The 20,735-nt window shown below is 44.9% G+C and carries 18 protein-coding genes; 5 read left to right on the top strand and 13 right to left on the bottom strand.

The window, feature by feature from the left end:
• Nucleotides 1–22: 22 nt before the first annotated feature.
• Nucleotides 23–1,384, bottom strand: coding sequence for an NHLP bacteriocin system secretion protein (locus tag P6N53_RS05805; RefSeq protein WP_304541831.1), 1,362 nt, complete (start codon nt 1,382–1,384; stop codon nt 23–25).
• 33 nt (nt 1,385–1,417) lie between these two features.
• Nucleotides 1,418–2,584, bottom strand: coding sequence for an ABC transporter substrate-binding protein (locus P6N53_RS05810; protein ID WP_304541833.1), 1,167 nt, complete (start codon nt 2,582–2,584; stop codon nt 1,418–1,420).
• Nucleotides 2,585–3,031: 447 nt separating this feature from the next.
• Here P6N53_RS05810 and P6N53_RS05815 point away from each other — a divergent pair, with 447 nt between their 5' ends.
• Nucleotides 3,032–3,667 (top strand): TetR/AcrR family transcriptional regulator, encoded by a 636-nt coding sequence (locus P6N53_RS05815; RefSeq protein ID WP_304541835.1) that lies wholly within the window; start codon nt 3,032–3,034, stop codon nt 3,665–3,667.
• 813 nt (nt 3,668–4,480) lie between these two features.
• Here P6N53_RS05815 and P6N53_RS05820 read toward each other — a convergent pair.
• Nucleotides 4,481–4,900 carry a RelB antitoxin-like protein gene (locus P6N53_RS05820; protein WP_304541837.1) on the bottom strand — a complete coding sequence of 140 codons (420 nt, stop codon included), beginning with the start codon at nt 4,898–4,900 and terminating at the stop codon, nt 4,481–4,483.
• 186 nt (nt 4,901–5,086) lie between these two features.
• On the opposite strand from P6N53_RS05820, the gene P6N53_RS05825 reads away from it, so the two are divergent.
• Nucleotides 5,087–5,332 (top strand): hypothetical protein, encoded by a 246-nt coding sequence (locus P6N53_RS05825; RefSeq protein WP_304541838.1) that lies wholly within the window; start codon nt 5,087–5,089, stop codon nt 5,330–5,332.
• The gene (locus tag P6N53_RS05830) at nt 5,332–5,553 is read left to right on the top strand and encodes an aspartyl protease family protein (protein WP_304541839.1); all 222 of its coding nucleotides are present in this window, start codon (nt 5,332–5,334) and stop codon (nt 5,551–5,553) included. Before P6N53_RS05825 ends, P6N53_RS05830 begins: the two co-directional genes overlap by 1 nt.
• A 457-nt stretch (nt 5,554–6,010) precedes the next feature.
• Here the strand turns inward: P6N53_RS05830 and P6N53_RS05835 are convergent, their stop codons facing one another.
• The 9 genes from P6N53_RS05835 to P6N53_RS05875 all read right to left on the bottom strand — a co-directional run bounded on the left by P6N53_RS05835 (nt 6,011) and on the right by P6N53_RS05875 (nt 17,031).
• Nucleotides 6,011–6,370, bottom strand: a complete 360-nt coding sequence (locus tag P6N53_RS05835; protein ID WP_304541840.1) for a hypothetical protein — start codon at nt 6,368–6,370, stop codon at nt 6,011–6,013.
• Between the two features lie 299 nt (nt 6,371–6,669).
• Complete coding sequence (locus P6N53_RS05840) at nt 6,670–6,834, bottom strand: hypothetical protein (protein WP_304541841.1); 165 nt, start codon at nt 6,832–6,834, stop codon at nt 6,670–6,672.
• A gap of 474 nt (nt 6,835–7,308) precedes the next feature.
• Nucleotides 7,309–11,805, bottom strand: a complete 4,497-nt coding sequence (locus P6N53_RS05845) for an S-layer homology domain-containing protein (protein WP_304541842.1) — start codon at nt 11,803–11,805, stop codon at nt 7,309–7,311.
• Nucleotides 11,789–11,980 carry a hypothetical protein gene (locus P6N53_RS05850; protein ID WP_304541844.1) on the bottom strand — a complete coding sequence of 64 codons (192 nt, stop codon included), beginning with the start codon at nt 11,978–11,980 and terminating at the stop codon, nt 11,789–11,791. Before P6N53_RS05850 ends, P6N53_RS05845 begins: the two co-directional genes overlap by 17 nt.
• Before the next feature lie 38 nt (nt 11,981–12,018).
• On the bottom strand, nt 12,019–12,927 hold the full coding sequence (locus tag P6N53_RS05855) for a DUF4428 domain-containing protein (RefSeq protein ID WP_304541845.1): 909 nt from the start codon (nt 12,925–12,927) through the stop codon (nt 12,019–12,021).
• Nucleotides 12,928–12,955: 28 nt separating this feature from the next.
• Complete coding sequence (locus P6N53_RS05860; RefSeq protein WP_304541847.1) at nt 12,956–14,194, bottom strand: DUF2207 family protein; 1,239 nt, start codon at nt 14,192–14,194, stop codon at nt 12,956–12,958.
• Nucleotides 14,195–14,209: 15 nt separating this feature from the next.
• Nucleotides 14,210–14,524 (bottom strand): hypothetical protein, encoded by a 315-nt coding sequence (locus tag P6N53_RS05865; protein ID WP_304541849.1) that lies wholly within the window; start codon nt 14,522–14,524, stop codon nt 14,210–14,212.
• 134 nt (nt 14,525–14,658) lie between these two features.
• A complete protein-coding gene (locus tag P6N53_RS05870; protein ID WP_304541850.1) occupies nt 14,659–15,213 on the bottom strand; it encodes a LemA family protein in 555 nt (184 codons plus the stop codon).
• Between the two features lie 279 nt (nt 15,214–15,492).
• Nucleotides 15,493–17,031, bottom strand: a complete 1,539-nt coding sequence (locus tag P6N53_RS05875) for an RICIN domain-containing protein (protein WP_304541852.1) — start codon at nt 17,029–17,031, stop codon at nt 15,493–15,495.
• A gap of 187 nt (nt 17,032–17,218) precedes the next feature.
• Between P6N53_RS05875 and P6N53_RS05880 the strand changes: the two genes are divergently transcribed.
• Nucleotides 17,219–17,941 carry a LytR/AlgR family response regulator transcription factor gene (locus tag P6N53_RS05880; protein ID WP_304541853.1) on the top strand — a complete coding sequence of 241 codons (723 nt, stop codon included), beginning with the start codon at nt 17,219–17,221 and terminating at the stop codon, nt 17,939–17,941.
• A 9-nt stretch (nt 17,942–17,950) separates the two neighbouring features.
• Nucleotides 17,951–19,222, top strand: coding sequence for a sensor histidine kinase (locus tag P6N53_RS05885; RefSeq protein WP_304541854.1), 1,272 nt, complete (start codon nt 17,951–17,953; stop codon nt 19,220–19,222).
• Between the two features lie 485 nt (nt 19,223–19,707).
• On the opposite strand, the gene P6N53_RS05890 is transcribed toward P6N53_RS05885, so the two are convergent.
• Nucleotides 19,708–20,403 (bottom strand): hypothetical protein, encoded by a 696-nt coding sequence (locus tag P6N53_RS05890; RefSeq protein WP_304541855.1) that lies wholly within the window; start codon nt 20,401–20,403, stop codon nt 19,708–19,710.
• Between the last annotated feature and the right edge of the window lie 332 nt (nt 20,404–20,735).

Below are 20,735 nucleotides of genomic sequence, written 5' to 3' on the forward strand. Positions count from 1 at the left end.
TCACCTCCAGGATACGGGTTGTTTAAATAGAGAGTGCTTTTTTAAACATAGGAATAACCATGCTCATAGGCCTTTGCTGCTGAATAATTACTGCACCAGTACAAATAGTTCCGCTATTAATTTTAAGCGGAGGCCCCTGACGGGACGACCATTTGTAGCCGCTTACAGTACTGCTATCAACTGTCATGTCAATTTTCACTTCCAGGTAGGCGCCTTCTCCAGTCAGTTGAGTCACCAATTCTTCGTTACCCAGCGTAAGCATCACATGCCTGGGTGTTGTAGGATATTCAGATACAGCTATTACCCTGCCCTGCATAAACCCGTATTCTTCCTTTTCTACGATAGTTGGGGAAATCTGAGCCTCCATCCCAGGCAAGACCTTTTTTCCTTCTGCTGCCGGGATATACATAGCAACTTCTAATTTTGTGGTTGAACCTTCCCGCTCTAGGCTAAAAAGCGGCGTTTCCGGGCCAATAATATCTCCTCTATTAACCTTAACCTCTAGGACTCGTCCATTTATTTGAGAAACAATTTCTGTTGACTGATTTAACTTATCCTGAAGTATCTTAATTTCTTCTTCTGTTTCTTTAATTCTTATAACTCTAGTTGATTCAAATTGCTTCTCAAGTAATTGCACCGCATATTGAGCCTGTTTATAACTTTCTTTGCTTGCGTTATAGCTCTCCTGCCTCTCCCTGACGGCTGATGTTGCTGCTCGAGTCTCTAACTCCATAAAATGTAAGTCCTTAGTTGCATTGATTAACTCGCTTTCCGATATTGCATTTGATTGAAAAAGGATAGTTAGTTTATCCACATAAAGTTGTTGATTTGCTTCATTGATTTTGTCTTGCTCCAGCCTGATTTTTGTATCTTGTAGGATTCGCATATTATCTAGCATTGCATTTTTGTAACTGTTTTCATTTATTCTGGCTTCATTTACTCTGTTAGATAGTTCGTAAAAATCAAGTAAACTCGATCCCATATTTTTTATATCCTGATTAAGCTGAAAATCATTTAAGCTTTGTAACTGACCCAGTTCTGTTTTCAATTTGTTAATTTCATCTACCAATTGTGGTTGGTTAGTTCTTGCAAGCACATCTCCTCTTTTGATCGTGTCTCCTGCAACAACTCTGATATCGGTGATTTTACCGCTTTGATCATGAACAATATTGTATATCCCGCCACTCTTGATGAGAATTCCTTGGCCTTGCACCTTGGTAGGGATGCTCCCGAAGATCCCCCACAAAATAGCTGTAAATAGAATTCCGCCTATTGCTGCAAGGGCTAACCATGCTCTAGGGGTGGTAACGGTCATTAACTGGTCTAACTGTTCGGGAGACGAAAGCCTCTCCAGTGATACCTTTCGGAATATGTCATCTTTCATCTTGCTACCCCCTAATTGAAACAGTTATTAACCCTATTCATCCCCATTGCTCTCATCCACAACTTCTAACACACCATTGCGAACTACTTTCATGATTACCAGATTTCCAATGTCGTCCCCATACTCATTAAAAGTATGATAGCCAGACACCCCTGGCCAATCCTTAATGGTACGGAGTTTTTCAGCTATTACCAGTGGTTCAGTGGATTCTGCCTGTTCTATGGCTGCAACCAGCAGTTTAACTGCATCATACCCTTGGGCCGAATATGCACTTGGTATCGTGTTATAATTTTGATTAAATTTATTTACAAAATCCTTAACCACTTGACGAGAATCTTGGGGATTGAAAATTGTTCCTATGACCATACCTTCTGCCGCTTTTCCGCCAACGCTACATAATAAAGGCGAATCCATTGCATTACCACCAATATAAGCTACAGCTATACCCACCTTGGCTGTATCAGCAATAAATTCAGCACCTTCCTTTGCTGGCTGAGCTATAAACACACTATCAAAATCAAGAGCTTGCCACTTTTTGTGCAGCCTTTCAAGTTCCCTTAAATTGCTGTAGATTGAAATACGGTCAACGGTCGAAATACCTAACCTTTTTGCATGATCTTCAAATGCATTAGCCAAACCTAATCCATAGGAATTATCTGCATAATAAATTACGGTCTTTTTGTAACCCTTTTGGGAAGCATATGTCGCTAATTGTTTAGCGATTTCATCATCACTAGGTATATTTCGAAATATGTATTTGTTTTCATTATTAGTTAGTTGAGGTTCTGTAGAAGCTGGGGACAGCATGACTATTCCACCGGACTCATATATTCTGGAAGCGGGAATTGAGATAAAAGACTCTCTATGCCCAATAACAGCAATCGTTTTGCAATCATTTACAAAAGACTGGGCAATAGCCATTCCCTGATTAACTGATCCTTCATCGTCTTTCTCAACAACTTTAATCTTTTGACCCTTAACCCCACCATTTTCATTTATTTCATGAATGGCTAATTCGACACCCTCTCGGAACATACTATTATTTTTTGCAAAGGGCCAGGCAACTCCGATAACAATGTCTTGCTGTTGCTCATTGCTATTCCATAAAAAACTTATATATAACACAAGTAAGGATATGCAACTAATCAACATGAGGGTAAGAAACTTGTTATTCTTTATAAATTTAATTTTTTTTAGCACCAGCTATACCCCCATTTTCACTTACTCATTGATCCCATGCCCGGAAGGTGAGAGTAGCAGTTTCCCCTTGTCTTTGAGTCGGCAATGGTGGGTAGCCCGGTTGTGTTCCAACAAAACCCATGCCGCCTAGCAAAAGGAGTCCCCAAATCATAATGTGATGAATGCCGGAAATGCCTGGGCCCAAGACGTTATTTAATATACACTGAAGACGGTACCCATAATGGAAGACCTTTTTCTTGCAACCCTCTGTGTATCATGCAATTACAAACCAATAATAAAGTTACAGTTGTCTCCGCCGCCACTTAAAAATAAAGTTAATACTGATTTCAATTTGTCTCTGAAATTAGATGTGTGATATAATTGTATACATTAACTGACTAAAGTCACTAACTATAGTCAATATATGATTATTTACTACTATTGTCAATTAATATAGGGAGAAATTTTGTGAATAAAGAAAAAATAAGTAAAAGAACAGCGAAAGCTGACGAAACAAAAAGGAAAATCTATGAAAGTGCTGACCAGTTATTCAAGAAGCATGGTTTTGATAATGTAAGTGTAGACTCTATAGTAGAAAAGGCAGGGGTGTCTAAAGGGTGCTTCTATGTGTACTTTGATTCAAAAAATGCTCTAATTACTACTCTGATTGCTGATTTTGTAGATACCATTGATTTAGACTATAAATCTTATCTTGAGTCATTTCCTCCCGGCACTATGGCTTCTGATATTCTTTTTTCGTTTGTAGAGAAAATGGTTAATACTATTGCCTGTACTTTAGGTTATGACCTGATTAAAATGTTATATGAAGCACAAATATCAAGAACCGTAAATACAGAAGCTGTAATGGGTTACAATAGGAAACTCTACCAAGTATTCAGTAGTATTATTAGCCAAGGAATAAAACAAGGAGATTTTAGAACTGATATATCCGTAGATACAATTACGAAGCACTGTATTATGGCCATGAGAGGACTTACTTATGAATGGTGTATACGTTACCCTTACTTTGACTTAAATGATCAGTCTCTGCAACACTTCGAAATACTGCTGAACGGTATAAAAAAGCAAAAGGCACCTGCATAGGTAGTAGCTATTAAACGCTCCAGATAATCGTAATCAAAGGTAGTGGTGTTGCCATTGGCATCTGTTACTGTTTCACGGTTATTACTGGGCGAATCGGACGTGTAGGGTTGAAGATTCAGAAAAAACCTGATCGTGTCCGATGTTTTTGAAAATTTAGGTTAACGCATCTAACGTAATCCCTATAAAATCAAGGCTACAAGGCATTTCGTGTCAATAAAAATCGCCCTTCAAACTTGAGAGGCGTGTGGGAAACCATGCGGGTTCAAAGGCCCCTCCCCGCCTTCGACACCAGAAACGCTGTATTCGCAAGGGTTAAAGCTGAACGTGGAATGTAACACGTTCGGCTTTTTCCTTTTTAGGACGTGTGTGTAATACTGGTGCGTAAAAAAGTTGTGCGTGTAAAATGTGAGCGTCTCGATCGTGCGCGGAAATGGCGTGAAAGCCCTGCCATGGCGCTGGTGGCTAGGGTCAGGGACGGCAGGTGGTAATGAGTCCAACAGCAAATTTTATTATTCAATACACCCTTTCATTTGTCCAACATAGACAAAATAGCCCTATTTAAAATAATAGGACTGTTACTAGAAATAAGCCAGAAATACCTGTTATATCTTACTATTAAAATATTCTTGTGACACCTTAAGTTGCCGATGTAATATTTGCTGCCACATATGGAACTTAATTTGCCCGGAACCCATAGATACCTTTGTTCTTTTTAAAGAGCCGTCCGGCATCTTTTTTCGATAAAAATATTGGTCCGTTTTATTAAATAATTCCCAACCGTCATTTTCACAAAATCTTTTAAGTTCTCTCCAATTAGGCATGGATTAGGCCGATAACTCCATCTAAATTCTCTTGCATGAGCACAGCCAAAACATACGGAAAGTGAGATTGACGATTAAGGGAATAAAAGTAAAGTTGGAATTCATCATAATATTCCTTTGCATACTCTACCAACTCTTCAGCTAATGCTTTTATGGCAGTCTCACGATCTTTTGTATTCACTACAAAATCAAAATTTGTAAGGGTGGCTGTGATAGAACCATCCTCCTCCTGCAAAAACTGAGCATTAAAATGATGATCCTTTAACAACAGGCGGGCCTGCTGTAAAGAAAATGATATAAAGTAGTCACGGTTGCGCTTTACCATTTGAGGTTTTTCTCGAACCACCGTATCAATGAACCTTCCCCAATCTTTACGAACATCCGTTGCATTAAGTACTTCTTGCATAAGCATCACTCCCCACCTCCATTGTACGCTATGTTCATAGTGTATGCAACGTACACAGAGGATATTACTAATATTTTTAATAAATGAGGATAGCCGTTACGTTCCAATTTAGCACTTAATTTGTAAAAATTAGTGAATCCCCTTCACTTTGGACAAATATTATATAATTAAAACAAAAAGGATGTGATTTGTATGGTATGGGCTGAGGTTCGTAGGCTTTATCCCAATCAATTTGTCCAAATGAAAATCCTGCAATCACATATTGAGGACAGTTATGAGGTTATAGATGATGTAGCTGTAATCCGTAGTATTTCTGATCCTAAGGAGGCCACCCGAGAGCTAGTAAAAAGCAAGGGCGATACTTTGGTTTACCATACTTCTAAAGAAGAAATTAGGATAAAAATTCGATTTACACCTGGGTTTCGAGGAATAATCTGATGACAAAAATGATTTTTGAAAATGTGTTACTATATACAACGGCAAAGGTATATTATAAAGGAAGGGCAAAAACCATTGATAAAATGGTTATTGACACGGGTGCCAGCCATTCAATAATTTCTACTGATGTCGTAGAGGAAATTGGGATAAATATTGAAGAACGTGATGAAATTATTGTTAGTGTTGGAATCGGTGGTAAGCAATTTTCGGTGACAGGTTGATGCTGTTGAGTTTAACGGGTTCAAAATTAAGAATTGTAAGTTCGCTATTGGCGAGATTAATTTCGCGGAGCTATTAATGGGTTATTAGGTTTGGACTTGTTAATGGAAGCAGGAGTAATATTGGATTTATAAAACACAAGAATATTTGAGGCAGTGTAATGGTCCCCCATTTTAGGGGGGCTTTTATATCTGCAAATGAACCAAAATGTCAGAATATGTATATTTAGATTGGTTAGTGTCACTACTATTAGCAGCACACTACTTAATCGGCATACGACCGGACAAATCGGACGTGTAGGGTTGAAGGTTAAGAAAAAATCTAGGTGTGTCCGATGTTTTTGAAAAATTAGGTTAACACATCTAACGTAATCCCAATAATATCAAGGGTTCATGGCTTGACGTTTCAATATTGGAATGTCCTGCAAGATCGGCAAGTGTTTTTTTAGGTATTCTAATCTTAATTTTCTATTTCTTTAACTAATTTTCTTTTCTTATCAATCAGTAAGATAATAACTAGAATTAGAACAATAATATTGACACCAAAAACATAAAAGTTTTCATAGATAATCTTCAATTTATATACAGCTAGGAGGAGTTCAAAAGGTATAAGAAAGCTAAATATAAATCTAATTAAGGAATTAAGATTCAAGATTTTTTCGGCGGTCCACTTTCGAACATTATGCAGACCCCATATTATCAGTAATGTGCCTACTACAATATTCTCAAGAAAGTTTTCCAACCCAAAGTAATTAAAATTAAACATTACGAAGCCCAATATAATCGGATTTGCCTCTAACATAGCCTCTGTTTTGGACATTATTTGACCCCCAAGTTTATACTTAACTCTTATAACTTATTGAGGTGATCTCATTGCAATAATTGTGTATCTACATAAGGAATGGATCACCATATACGGACTTCATCTAGGAAAACATGTTACCGTTCCCCTCGGTTAATAATATTATAGGCTATACCAAAAGCTAGTAGTATTAATACCATTACCCACGTCGTTGTTCGGTCCATCATGGGCATTAAAAACAGTACAACCATGAAGAGTAAAAATATAACATTCCAAAATGAAATTTTTACCCCCTCCTTAAAGTTTGATTAGTGAACTTAAGGCAAGATATTCAATGTATCATGGAAAACAAACAATACTAGGATAATAATACCAACACTTAAGTATTTTCTATTTTCCTTAAGTTTAGGTGAGATATTTAACCAATCCGCACATAACAATGCTATGCCGAGAATTATTGCAAGCATGTTTTCAAAATACATAAAAAGCCTCCTTTTTAATTTCTACATAAATTTATTCGGTCTTGTATGTGCATTTCCTGTTAATGTTTGGAAAAATTACTCCGTGGGTGTATAGCTTTTTATATTGAAACCTATATATAAAAGGTAATCCGCTTTTATACATCAAATTACGCGTCTTCAACCGCCTTCTTTAACTCTTTCATTGAAGGCGTTACATACCGCCTTGAAGTCTCAATATTGGTATGTCCTGACTAAATCCGTGACAACTTCAAGTTTCCCGGTCTTATCGGCGGTCCCCCTTTTAGGGGGGTCTTTTATATTTTTTTAGAGAGGCTATGAAATTGTATCTGTGAGAGTACTTGTAAAATATGGCAAGAGCCCACCCTCAGAATAGTGGGCAGGCTCTTGCTTGGTTTTCATAGACTAAGCCATCAATGTCCTTTTCCCGGTCTTGCCGATTTCGTATTACACCCAGTTGCCGGAGTCATTCATCGTTCAGTCCTGCATGGTGTCGCTGGAGATCGCCAGCTCCACGAAGCGGCGCAGCACTGCCGAAGCCTCGGCGCGGGTGGCTGTACCCTGGGGATCAAAGAGATTGCCATTTTTACCGCTGAGAACGCCCGCCATCTGCATCTGCTTCACGGCATCCTTGGCATAGGCGCTGATTTTGGCGCTATCCGCAAAGGTGTTTTCCCCATGGACTTTCGGCAGGGTGAGTCCGATGACTTTGGCATAGTTCTGCATGATGATTGCCATCTGCTCACGGGTGATAGATTGGTCTGGAGCAAACTTTTTATCACCTATTCCGTTTACAATGCTATTTTTGCTTGCCCATTCAATGTAGCCCATGTAGTAAGAGTCGTTTTTCACATCGGTGAAGCTGCTTTGCTTGTAGCTGCTCACATCGGCGTTTGCCAGCCGTCCCAGCGCAGTGACGAACATTCCTCTCGTCATAGCAGTATTGGGGCTGAAGGTAGTGCTTGTGGTGCCGGTAAGCAGTCCCTGGTTTATCACAAACTGAATGTCATCCTTCGCCCAATGGGTGGAAATGTCAGTCGGCGCAGGAGCGTCCTGCTTATATCCCACACCGTAAGTGGAAAAATGATTGGTGCTGAAACGCAGTACCTTTTCTACACTGTCATAGACAGAGCTGGTGAGCCAGTGTACCTTTCCATTGCCGTCCACATAGACTGCCTGCACGTTACCGGCTTTTTCATTTGCGCCGAGGGTGTACGGGATGGTTATCGATACGCTGCCTGTGCCAAAGGTCTGTACCTGTTTGCCGCTGCCGTAGTTCACCTTGAGGTCGAATACCGGTCGGCTGCCAATGGCTTTCCTTGCATCACCGATCAGCTTGCCGTTGTCCGTGCGGCTGGCGGTAATATTCACATCAGACTTTGCCTGCTTGTTGATTTCCTGCACAGTCGTTAAATCCATGCCAATTCTGATGTCGGGATTGTCTACCACAATAACGATGTTGACAATTTTCTTAGCAATGATAATATCCTGCACTGTCTTTGGCAGATTAACCGTAACATTGGAGCCGGTCTTGCTGCCGGTGTCCACACGGAGTACCACAGTAATGCCGTTTTGCTCATTGCCGTTTTTCTTCGCGTCCGCCAGTGCCTTATCAAAGGCGTCGGTCACGGTTTTGTCGGTGATGTTCACTGTGACGTTGCCTTTGCCGTCCACCGTGCCGGGAACCTTGATTTCGCCCTGGGTGGGGGAATTAGGGTTATCCGGTGTGGGTGGCGTGACGATGACGGTGCTGCTATTGTCTGAGGTACTTCCACCACTGCCGGAGCCACTGCCGCCGCCACCGTTTGAATTTGTCGTCACATCTAATCCTGTGCTTATCGCCGATGCTTCTGTGTCGGCGGTTTCAGCCACTCTCTGGTAGAACGTATACGCTGTGCTTGCAGTCAATCCGCTGAACACATTGTCTGTCTGCCATGTGATGCCGTCCTTGGAGAACTCATAAGCCGCATTTGCCGTAAGTGTGACGGTATTATGCGTCTTTGAAGCGAGCGTAGGCGCTTCCGGTGCGGACGGAGCTACTTTCTTCAACACAGCCGCAATCGCTGCACTTGTGATTGTGCCGGTTTCTACGCTTGAACTGATCTCAAGTGTTATCGTCTTTCCAAGGTCTGCCGCAGCTACCGTATAGCTTGCATCTGTGCCAACTTGCGTTCCGCCAGCTTTCCATACATAGCTTAATGTACCGCTGTTATTGCCGCTGTCTAGTGAGCCGTTCAGCACATCGCCAATTCTTGGAGCTGTATTGCTTATCGTCGCTGTGCCGGTGAGGGCACCGGGTACATATGCACCCACAGTAAAGCTGCTGTCCGCACCTTCGTTATGAGTGATAGTTTCTTTGACCCTCACCAGATAGGTGCCGCTTGTAAGGCCTGTGATGTCGCCGCCGGGGCCGGGAGTATAGCCTGCATCACCGCTTTTCTTGTATTCCATGGCGGTGGTTACGCCGATGAGTTTGCCGTCATTGTTGCTGACAGTGGTGCAGTCTAAGGCAGATACGCCAGTAACTGCCGGGCCGTCGGCCTTGTTTATGACGGAAGCAGTGCTGCCGGAAACTTTGCTTGTTTGCACATCACTTGTTACCTCACAGGTGAGGGTGTTATTGATATCGGCTTCCACGATGGTATAGGTATTAGAATTTGTGCCTATATCGGTGCCGCCCCGCTTCCACTGATAGGAAAGGGTGCCGCTGTTGTTGCCGGGGACGTATGCGGCTGTCAATGTTTGACCGTATTTCAGCGTACCGCTGATGGTCACATTGCCGGTAAGCGCAGCCGGAACATATACACCTACAGTAAAGGTACTTTCCCTGCCTGCTTCATGGGTGGCGGTTTCCTTAACCCTCACCAGATAGGTGCCGTTTATAAGCCCGGTGATGTCGCTGCCGGTACCGGGGATGTAACTTGCAGCATCGCTTTTCTTATACTCCATAGCGGTGGTCACGCCGATGAGTTTGCCGTCATTGTTGCTGACAGTAGTGCAGTCCAGGGCAGATACACCGGTAACTGCCGGGCCGTCGGCTCTGGTAACGGTAATTTCTTGTGTGGCGGAGATGTTTGTGCCGACGGCGGTTATAGTAACAAGAGTATCGCTCATGGTGAGCGGACCGCTTTTATCGTATAGGTAGGTATATAAATACCCCTCTGTTCCGTCGTTATAGGTTGCCTTAACCACAATGCCCGCAAAGGAAAATCTCTCTCCGAACTTATACACAAGTTTGGAGGGCGGCGTGGTAATAGCAATGAATTCCACAGTCTTTGCCGCCGTCAAGGGGAACTTAACGGTCACCGTCAGAACGCCGCCGAAACCCCGGGTATTGGTGACGGTCGCTCCGTCGTGTATAAACGCATTCAGCGCGACGCCGGAAAAGGTATAGCCCTCTTTCGCCGTTAGGGTAACGGTGGCGGTGTACGCTGTGCTGCCAAGGAACCTTGTTGGGCTGCCGTTCCATGCCACCGTGCCTGTGTAAGTAGAACCGCCGATGCTTGTCACTGGTGTTCCGCCAACTACCGGAGCGGCCAGTATATCGGTCAAATTCAATTCGGGGCCGGAGACCGGCGAACCTGTGGCGGGCGCAAAGGCAAGATATTTGTAGTTGGCGATGTCCGCCGCTTTATATTCTGCCTCCGGCAAGCTTCCATCGTAATTAACGCTTGCCGTGACCTTCACATTGGCATAGCCGCTCAAGTCCGGGGCTTTGTTCATCGCCTTGCCGCCGCCTTGGATGATGGGCGTGCCTATTAAAACTCTGCTATTTCCGTATGCGTAAATCGCATAGCCGTTTGGGTCGGTATTTTCTATCGTTCCGCCGGTGATTTCAAGGACGGCGCCATCCGGTACTTCAATCGTCCCCCTGTTAGTGCTTGTATTTGCACTGGTGACCTTAGCCCCGCCGCCAACTATGATTTTGCCGCCAGAAAAGCCTCTAATTGCAGCCGTATTTTGGGCGTTCGCTGTACTGTTGCCTGATATTTCCACGGTGCCGGTTGAGCTGTTGTAAATTGCGTAGCCGTTACCGGTGTTAATCACTGATCCTCCAGAAATGTGCACACTGCCGGTGGTGCTGCTGAAAATTGCATGACCGGAGGTGCCTTCCACTGTGCCGCCCCTTACTTCCAGACTGCTGCCTTCGGTGCCAATAGAAATGGTGGGCGAGGATCCCGCATATGCGTTGGTGATCTTGCCGCCTTTTTCGGCACTCCCGTCGGTAATGGTCAGCGTACCGCCTTCATTCTTCCTAATAGTTATGTACCCGGTACCTTTGATCGTGAAGTTGTTCAGATCAAGGGTAAAACTCTGGGCGCCAATATAGTAAGTCGAAGTATACTCAATATTCCTCAGCAGCTGAATGGTCTGCCCCTCTTTAACCGCATTAAACGCCAAGGATAGGGTGGCGTATTCTTGATTCGTCTCCATAATTTTTGCGTCATTGGGTGAGGGCTCAAAATTTAAATATTTATAGATAGCGATGTCCGCTGCGCCCACCGTCACGGTAATCTCCGGCAGCTCGGCGCTCACCGTATAGCCCTCGATCACCGGCGTAAAGACATACTCACCCTCGGTGTCCATGTCATATTCCGGCAGAGAAATCCATGTCACTGAAATACCAACAAGGATTTCTTCATATTCAGAGCCATATACTCTGTCTGTCACTGTCTGCTGGCTCGTATCTGCTTGCATACCAAAATCAGGACTTGTCCGCACTGTGGCGGCCAGGGTTTCAGGCAATTCTAAATCCTGAACGGAAGTGCCGGTCGTGACCGTTTTTTCTATTTCTGCAAGCGGCTCAAATGCAATGATTTCCCCGTTTACGCCAATGTTGGTATGTGCTTCTTCCGCCATTGCCGAAACCGGCAGCATGGTAAGCACCATGCACAGCACAAGAAACATACTTAACAATCGTCTCCCAGGGGACCTTCTCTTGCCACGTTGCCGCAATTCACCTTGTTTCTTCATAGGGTTTGTCCTCCTCAACTAGTAAAGTTGGTTTTCCTCGTGCCAGAAGTGTTTGCAACCTCTGGGTTTCTTCTTGGGTGGCAGAGCGAATATGATTTTTCTCACAGGAGGGGCATTCCTTTACCTCTCCTACCCGGTAGAATAGAAAGCCGCAGTCCTTGCAGGCGTAAGTCATGCAGTCCCCTTCTTTCCACAGAGATATAGCGGTTTTCTTCAAATCCCAAGCAGTTGCCTTTTCTTTGCATCAAACTCCTGCTGGGAAATGATACCCTCATCCATTAGTGCCTTATATTTTTTGATTTCCTCGATGGCATCGACGGGAAATGCAGTGGTTGTATGTACCGCCTTTGCCCCCGCCGCACCAAGGCCAATGGACTGATCCGGTGTTTCCGGAAAGGCCACCGTCTTGAATGCAGTCACCAGCTTTTCAATTTCCTCAATGCTGCGCTGATACGAGCGGATGTAGTCGTTCACATCCGGGCAGTTATTATTAAATCGGGGGCCGTCCATATCGCATTTAATCACCGTCCAGTAGGGGTGGTCGAAATGCAGCTCCACGTTAAACACCTGAAAGGGTTCTGGCACATCAAAATACGGCATGGGTGCTGACCTGTTTTGCTTGCCGTCATCCAGCTTGTCAAGGGCGCGGGCCATCTGCCTGTTCATCATATACTGGGCAATTTGCGGTGCCATGGCCATGGCGCGCTCCGGCACAGTGCTGGCATAGCGGCGTATGCCAGCCGCCGAACCCTCGAACAGGGGCGTGCTGTTCTCTTTAATGGTAAAGGATTTCAGCTGTTTGCCCTCAAATACGGTTTTGTCAGGGTTTTTGCTCATGCAGAACAGTTTGTTCTGGTAATCAAAGATGATTTTGGTATCCCAAAAGCCGAAGTCAATCCGCTGCGAAATAACAAACTGACCTTTCAGCAGCTGGTTTTGATCGTAGAACACCAAATATTCCCGAAAGCCCTGCATCGTCAAATCTTCTTCCTTGTTGGTCTCCATATCGATCTTGTTGTGGCAGGTGTCACAGATGTATTCGCCCTCGATTTTCGATGGTAGAAACCACGAAATTTTGCCGCCGCAGATGGGGCAAGGGGGTTTTTTTGAAAATAAGCCCATTATCTTATCCTCCGTATGTTATCAATTATTATCTCGTTCCGCCGCCTGAACCGCCACCAATGGAACCGCCGCCTCCGCCAAAGGAAGTAAATCCACCGCCTCCGCCGCTGCGCTTTTCCTGTTCGCGCTGTTGTTCAGCTTTCTTCATATTGCTGTAAAGCAAATAGTGATAGGAATAGGCTGAAACCATGCTCTGTTTGTAATCAGTTAGTTCGGAAGAAAGTGCCGGATATAACTCTTTCATTTGCTCCGCCACCTGATCAGCTATGCCAAACAGCATGGCGTAGGTCAGCAGCTCCCGCCAAATCGGCATTTCCTTAACGCCCCGCTCGGCAACCAGTGAAAAGTCCTCCAAATACCGTTTGAGCCCCAGCAGCTCGCCCAGCTCTTTTTCACCGGCTGGCGTCAGGTCAGTTAGCTTGGCAGGAATATTCCACCGTTTCAGGCACTGCTTTTGATTCAAATAGGCTCTGCCCGCACTGTCATGCTTTTGAATATAAGCACGAAGCAGCTTATCATTTTGATTTACAAAGCGTTCCAGTTCCTTTGCCTGCAAGGTGGCATCCGAACCGGCCGCACCCTCCAATACCGTATAAAGGTACTCATCGTACTCGTTCATTTTGTCATGATGGCTACCCATCAACCGCAGGCTGACCGCTTCCTTGGTCTTGCCCATAAAGCCGACTTCCTGCGTTTCCACAGGGGCCAGGCAACCCAGCTGGGTAAGCCGCAGCATCCCTGTGGCAAGAATCGCTCCATCCTCACACACACCAAACATTCTCCCTAACGCATAGGTGGCACTCAGTCTGCCCTCGTTGGGAATATCCCTAAAATAACCGAACCGCTCTGCGAACCTTTGCATTTTTTTCTCTGCGCTTTTCTTTTTTCTCCTGCGAATCCAAATAATCAGCATGATGGGAAGCCCGATGGACAGCAGTGTCGTGATGATTGCCGCAATGGCGGATACTTCTTCGCCGGTGGAGCCGACGTTATCGTAATCACTGCCCTCAAAGGCTTTTTTCCGCACTTCCTCGAAACTCCCTGATTCCTGCCGTGAGGGGGATAGGAGTCCTTTCTCCATGGAAAGCAGTACCGTCACATGGTTTTGGTCATCCATCGGGGTATCTGTACGGGCAACGATACTTCCATTTTCAAATACCACCTCGCCTGCGAAGCCAAAGCCCCATACATCGGCAATTTCATCGGTGATGGGTGTGCCATCCGCAAGGCGGATTTGAACCGTCACATCGGTGGGTGTTGTATTCATTCCGTCACCCACAAATCAGAAATTTACGCCGTCTTTGTCGGCATATCCACCTACCACGTTATCCAACTTATATTCAATGGTGTAGCGGTTTTGCCCGTACCGGCTGATGCCAAAGCAGATTTCATAACCACTGTCCGTATCATGAATTCCGCATCTTCTTGCCTTTTCTTCAAAGCTCCAGTCAATGTTCCAATCCGGCACTGTATCATAGATACCGTTTTGGTCAGATACCGTAAGCTCGCTGATGGTCAAGTAATCGGGCGCATTCATGGGAATATAGCTTTCGGTTCCTTCCTCAAAGCGCCCTTCCCAGTTCTGGGTGATGTGCACGGAGCCGTCCTCGTAGAGGACAGCCTGAATATCAATGGTATGTACCTGATTCCCTGCAAAGGCAGGGAGAGCTAGAGCAAATAGCAGGAAAAAGCACAGAATCAGGCCGCTCACTCTTTTACGCATAGAACACCTCATTTCATGCTGGGCATATCAGCCTTGGCCGCCTGCTCCACAAGATAGTCTCTTTGCTGAAAGCCTAACATTCCGGCAATCATGGAGACCGGGAACATTCGGATTTCACGGTTGAGCTTCGTCACGCTATCGTTGTAAATCAGGCGGCTGGTGCGCACCATGTTTTCAAAGGTTTGCACTGCGTCCATGGTTTTGATATATGTTTGGTTTGCCTTTAATTCGGGGTATTGCTCCGTCACCATGGCAATCCTGCCCAAAGCTTCGGAAATAATCCCTTCTTGGCGCATCACATCATTCGGTGTGGATTTTGCCGTAATCACACTTCTTCTTGATTTGATTGTTTCAATCAGTGTTTCGCTTTCGTGCTTGGCATAGCCCTTTGTCAAATCCAAAAGAGCCGTCAGAGCATCAAAACGGCTTGACAGCTGCACCCCGATCTGGCTCATGGCATTGCTGATATTCTCATCAAGCACTACCAGCTTGCGCTGCGTAGAGATTATCCATAGAACAATGACCGCAGCGATTGCGATGATTGCGATGAAAGTTGTCAGCATAGTAAAGTTTCCTCCTTGTTTATTTTTACGGACAGACAGACACAATTTCGTCCGTCTGCCCATTTTTCAGTTTCTATGCGTGATTACTCCAATGAGATGCTCGGAAACATATCGACAGGTTCGCCTCAAGTTTCTATTGGGTTGTGTACAGGGAATATTCCCTTGAATTCAATCTATCAAAAATTCCCTCAAAAAACCGTCCGCTGCATGAAACATAATTTTTTCGACATGAAACATGATTTTGGATATGAAAAAGGTGTTACACCCCTCTGATAGTCATTATGATGCTGACCCCGTATAGGCCACGCCGGGCTTAATGACTGCCTGACCTGCCGCACTGTCCCAGTACATATTGAATTGCGATGCTGTGCCGGAGAGTTTTTGTGCGAACTCGCGCAGCTGGAGGTAGTTAGTATCGCCGTCAATCAGTCGGGCATCCGCAAAGGTAAAGACTTCACCGTTCATCTTGAACTTCGTACCGCTCTGCCTAACATTCATTGTATTTTGGAGCTTGGTTTCGGTAACCGCACCGCTGTATGACTTTCCGGGCTCAATCTCGACATACTGTCCGTCCCAGCCCACGTCGAATTGTGCAGCGGTGCCGTTTAACATTGCAGCGATTGCGCGAAGCTGCAAGTAATTGGTGCTATTTATGGTGTACGCCGCTGTCACGGATACGGGCTTGCTGTTCATAACAAAACTCGTCTTGCTTGGTGTGGCGGTGACCGTGCTGGTGGGCGATGTGACCGGCGCTGGGGTAGGTTTCGTTGACAATTGCACGTTCGGGATTTGGTCTTCTCTTAAAACAGTAAACGTCCACTCGGCATGACTGGGGGCGTCCATGTTCTTTTCTGTCCACAGGATAACGGGGGTTCCAATGTCGCTTTTTTTATTTGAGGCGTTTATTGCCATCGTAGTGGCAGCGGGAGGTCGCAGGCTGCACCGTTCGTAGCTTGATTTTAAGCCAGCGGTGTTTTCTTTGTAGGCGTTCCAAAGATACGGACTGCTCACCGCCTTTACCCGTGTGCCGTCCGTTATGGGGTCGGCGATGCCCAGATATCTTCCGTCCTTCATTCTCGCGGTTATTTGATTGTTCCCCTTGTTTTCCACATAGAACTCCCGAGTTCCCTCTGTGGATGAGTTCCAGCGGTTCAATTCCGCATTGCCCGAGGCATCTATGTTTAGCGTTCGCTGGTTGTTGCCGCTGAACACTTCCAGACAGTACCAACCGGTGGCGGGCGCTTTTGCGGTGCCTGCGTCGGGGTTGTCTGCAGGGATAAACCGGAACTCGCTATGTTCGGGCCCGTCAGGGACAGGTTCTACCGGACAAACCCATTTGTCTATATGGGTCCATAAAATAATTGCGGTTCCGTCCGCCTTTTGCTGACCGGAGGCGTTCAATATCATATCTTGATTGTCGATTGGGCGCAGGCTGCAAATATCCTTGCTGGGTTTATTTTCGCCGCAGAGCCGCCAGCTCAGCAAAGGGTTATTCGGGTCATTTGCCAACACCTTTACCCGCACGCCGTTCGATATGCTGGATATACCCAAACGCTTGCCGTCCACCGTCTCCAAAGCATACGCGTAACCTCCGAGGTTGCGCAGAAGCCATTTTGTGTTTCCTTCCGGGGTATTGGTTTTGTCGCGCAGTTCCGCGTTGCCGTTTGCGTCAAGGTTGAGATAGTTGCCCATGCACCGAAGATAGTACCAGCCGTTTTTCGGTGTGGGGTTGTTGGGATGGGATGCATATGCCGTAACCGGCAGCAGGGTCAGCACCATGCACAGGGTGAGCAGGATGCTCGTAAGTCTCTTTATCATAGAGTCGTTCCTCCTAAAATATTGTTGGTTGGACGAAATGAAGTCCCCGCTCTCAACCTATCAGAAATCCCCCCCAAAAAACCGCCCGCTGCATGAAACATAGCTTTTTCTGCATGAAACATAGTTTCGGATATTCGATTTTTAAGGTAAACTTATCGTGGAGAAATAAAGAAATGGAGGATTGCTTATGCTGCAGATTGCGGTCTGTGATGACAATATTGACGAGCTAGCCAATATGGTTCAGCTTATAGACCTGTACCGAACTTCTAAACATCTGCACTGCGAATACGCCGTCTTTCCAAACGGATTTGATCTGGTTTCGGCCTTAGAAAAGGGAAAGAGGTTTGATATATACTGTCTGGATATCATTATGCCGGGTTTTATGGGCATTGATATCGCAAAGGAAATCCGTGTTTTTGACAAAACTGCGCCGATTATATTCTTTACCTCATCGCCTGAGTTTGCTTTGGAAAGCTATTCGGTGAAAGCAATTAACTATGTATTAAAGCCTATATCGAAGGAAAAATTATTCTTCACCTTTGACGAAATGCTGGAGCAGATAAAAGCGGAAAAAAATGAGGATGCGGTTATCGTAAAGAGTAATGAGGGCATTCAAAAAATACTAATATCCAATTTGGTTTTTGCCGAGGTCATCGGCAGAAATGTGTTGTATCACCTGCGCTCCGGTAAGGTAATCGAATGCACAGAACCCTTTTCCTCCGTCTGCGACAATCTGCTGAAATATGGGTGTTTCATCAAAACCCACCGCTCCTTCATTGTGAATATGCAGTATGTGGATACCATTGAAAATCATCGGGTGACTTTACAGACCCTTTCGTCCGTTCCTGTTGCACAGGGCAAGGCACGGGAGATTAAACAGCACTATCTGGCTTATCAAATGGAGGGATAATGAATCGAAATGATAGAAATTGTCATTGCGTTCTCTCGCTATTGGTTTGCCCTGTTATTCGGTGCGGCGGTTGCGGTCAGTTTTGCCGGAATGGCGCGTACGCGGAAAAATTATCTGGCTTTCGGATGCTTTACCTTCGTTATATTTATTTTGCAACTAGTCTGCTTGCGAATCTGGGGCATGGACATGACTATAAAACTATATCCGCTGCTTTCCCATTTGCCGGTTGCTATTTTTATCATTGTGTACTTAAAGCGCCCGTGGCTGATTTCAGTAACCAGCGTGTTTGCCTCCTTCTTGTGCTGCCAGCCTGCCCGTTGGATCGGCAGTGTCGCAGGTGCCGCTTTTGACAGTGCTTCCATAAACCATGTCAGCTATATCGCGGCTGTGTTTCTGATGTACTATTTCCTGCAAAAATATGTGGTGAAATCTGTTCGGCATCTGATGGAACGCTCCGTTAAATCCTGTCTGCTGTTTGGAGCCATGCCGGCTTTTTACTATCTGTTCGACTATACCGCCACTGTTTACACCGATTTTATGTATAGTGGAACACGCGCGGCTGTACAGTTCATGCCCTTCGTGACATCAGCATTCTATTTTGTTTTTGTCCTCCTTTACTATGCCGAAACACAAAAACAGGCAAGTATCCAAAGAGAGCGGGATATGCTGGATACGCAGTTCCGGCAGGCACAAACAGAATTTGCTTCTCTGCGGCAGATGCATCAGAATGCCGTGGCCTATCGGCACGATATGCGCCACCATTTCGCTCTTTTACAGGGTCTGGCATCCGAGGAACGCATAGCGGAAATCAAAGAGTATCTACGGACTGCCCAGTCCGACATGGAAGCCATCACTCCCATGCGCTTTTGTGAAAATGAAACCGTCAATCTGATTTTGTCCGCTTTCGCCTCCAAAGCAAAACAATCGGGAATCCAATTGACGGTAGAAGCGAAGCTACCTGACTCGCTTCCGTTTAGCGACACCGAGCTTTGTTCACTATTGTCCAATGCTTTGGAAAACGCCATACATGCCTGTGAAAATATAGCCGACAGCAATGAACGCTATATCAAGCTGCGTGTGTATTCCAAAAATAATAAGCTGTGCATTGACATCCGCAACAGCTATCAGACAGAACCGCTATTCCATCAGGGTATTCCTGTATCAAAACAGCAGGGGCATGGTTATGGCACAAAAAGCATGGCTCATATCGTGGAAAAGCATGGGGGTGTATACCAGTTTTCGGTCAAGGATGGCTGGTTTATATTTCAGGCCACTGCATAAAAGACTAGCAAGCAGGGGGAAAAGAAGAAGCAAGGAGCCTATCGCCGTAGATTTTTTGCAGTACAATAAGGTTTACTGCCTGCTAGGTTTTGTTGCATACCTGCTTCTATTTGGATACTATTCTTCCATGATGCTGACCTTGTTGCTGTTACCAATATCTTGCTTTACAGCTATCGACTGGAGGATTTCATTTGGATAACGAACATTACCGCGACGTTTATGGCGCTGGCGGTTATCTTTCTGCGACTGTTGCTTCGAAAAGCACCCAAATGGATATCCTAGTGGTTCTCCCGGTTAAACCTAGGAAAATGATTAAATAGAGCAGGTCGGCTCTGGATAGACCAAGACGACTTGCTCTATTTTTGCAATGTCAGCTATGACAAACTGCCCGACAAACCGAATGTATTATCTGCGTACGTCAGCCCAACATTGCTACACGCTTCATGCCGTTCACCCGCTCCACCTGTTCCTTCCATATCCACTCCTTATTCAACAAAGGGTGTGTATTGCGGATGTTCGTGTACGTATTTGTTCATAATCTCCGTTGCTTTGTCCTGACTGATCGGTTCAGCATTTTTAATATCAGGTTCCTTTTCGGTTGAATAAAACCATGGATGTTCTTCATCTTGCAAACTGTAATATAGAATTGATTCCACCAAGGTCAATTCGGTTCCACTATATGTATAATAGTTGTAGCAGGACTCAAAGGAGCTACTGGAGCTCTCATTGGCAATACAACCGTTTTCACAGAGATAATATCGGTTTCGTTCCCATCCGTCCAGTACATGAAACACTTCCCCATTTACTATCGTATAGATATCATAAATGATGCCATCCCAACTACCGTCATCCCAGCCATCCGTATTTGCGCCAAATATGAGTTCATCTACGCCATTGCCATCTATATCTTTTATCAGATAACCAAGCGTTTCATAGTCTCCACGCAAATAAAATACGCTGCTGAATTTTTCCTTTTCCGGGTAGTTTCCGTCATAATTTTCTAGCACGTCTCTTGCCTCTGCAATAAGTTCATCGTAGCCAGAATAATCTGTTCCTTCTAACGGTGTCTCAATCGGTTCATCCTGCCCCTTCGGATTCGTCAAAAAACACGCTGCAACAACAACACAGGCAACAACGGCCACTACAATAATCCAAAATGCAGGCTTCTTATAATTTAGCACGGTTTTAATTCTCTCCTTCACTCGAAAGCAAGGGGGCAATACGCCGCATCCGCAGATAGCTGATGATGGCATACAGCAACAATAGGACAGCCCCTACTTGTGTCTTTCCATATCCGACGCAAGCATATCCAACATATTAGGCAAGTCCTTCTCCTCAAAGCACATATGGCATTTCTCTAAAAGGATTATACCATACCCTGAAATAAAAGTAGTTTCATATGACCTCGTTGACACAATTCAAACATTTTAATATAATGTCTATAAATAAGATAAACATTTGGATAAAAGTTTAGAAATAGTATGTATTTAGACTTACTCTAAAACTGCACTAG

The sequence above is a fragment of the Desulforamulus aquiferis genome, assembly GCF_030577015.1.
Lineage (GTDB): Bacteria > Bacillota > Desulfotomaculia > Desulfotomaculales > Desulfotomaculaceae > Desulfotomaculum > Desulfotomaculum aquiferis.

Coding starts and splice junctions, on each gene's coding strand:
- P6N53_RS05885 (WP_304541854.1), top strand. CDS start 17,951: ATGATAGAAATTGTCATTGCGTTCTCTCGCTATTGGTTTGCCCTGTTA.
- P6N53_RS05845 (WP_304541842.1), bottom strand. CDS start 11,805: ATGAAGAAACAAGGTGAATTGCGGCAACGTGGCAAGAGAAGGTCCCCT.
- P6N53_RS05860 (WP_304541847.1), bottom strand. CDS start 14,194: ATGAATACAACACCCACCGATGTGACGGTTCAAATCCGCCTTGCGGAT.
- P6N53_RS05875 (WP_304541852.1), bottom strand. CDS start 17,031: ATGATAAAGAGACTTACGAGCATCCTGCTCACCCTGTGCATGGTGCTG.
- P6N53_RS05825 (WP_304541838.1), top strand. CDS start 5,087: ATGGTATGGGCTGAGGTTCGTAGGCTTTATCCCAATCAATTTGTCCAA.
- P6N53_RS05820 (WP_304541837.1), bottom strand. CDS start 4,900: ATGCTTATGCAAGAAGTACTTAATGCAACGGATGTTCGTAAAGATTGG.
- P6N53_RS05855 (WP_304541845.1), bottom strand. CDS start 12,927: ATGGGCTTATTTTCAAAAAAACCCCCTTGCCCCATCTGCGGCGGCAAA.
- P6N53_RS05835 (WP_304541840.1), bottom strand. CDS start 6,370: ATGTCCAAAACAGAGGCTATGTTAGAGGCAAATCCGATTATATTGGGC.
- P6N53_RS05840 (WP_304541841.1), bottom strand. CDS start 6,834: ATGTATTTTGAAAACATGCTTGCAATAATTCTCGGCATAGCATTGTTA.
- P6N53_RS05830 (WP_304541839.1), top strand. CDS start 5,332: ATGACAAAAATGATTTTTGAAAATGTGTTACTATATACAACGGCAAAG.
- P6N53_RS05880 (WP_304541853.1), top strand. CDS start 17,219: ATGCTGCAGATTGCGGTCTGTGATGACAATATTGACGAGCTAGCCAAT.
- P6N53_RS05870 (WP_304541850.1), bottom strand. CDS start 15,213: ATGCTGACAACTTTCATCGCAATCATCGCAATCGCTGCGGTCATTGTT.
- P6N53_RS05850 (WP_304541844.1), bottom strand. CDS start 11,980: ATGACTTACGCCTGCAAGGACTGCGGCTTTCTATTCTACCGGGTAGGA.
- P6N53_RS05805 (WP_304541831.1), bottom strand. CDS start 1,384: ATGAAAGATGACATATTCCGAAAGGTATCACTGGAGAGGCTTTCGTCT.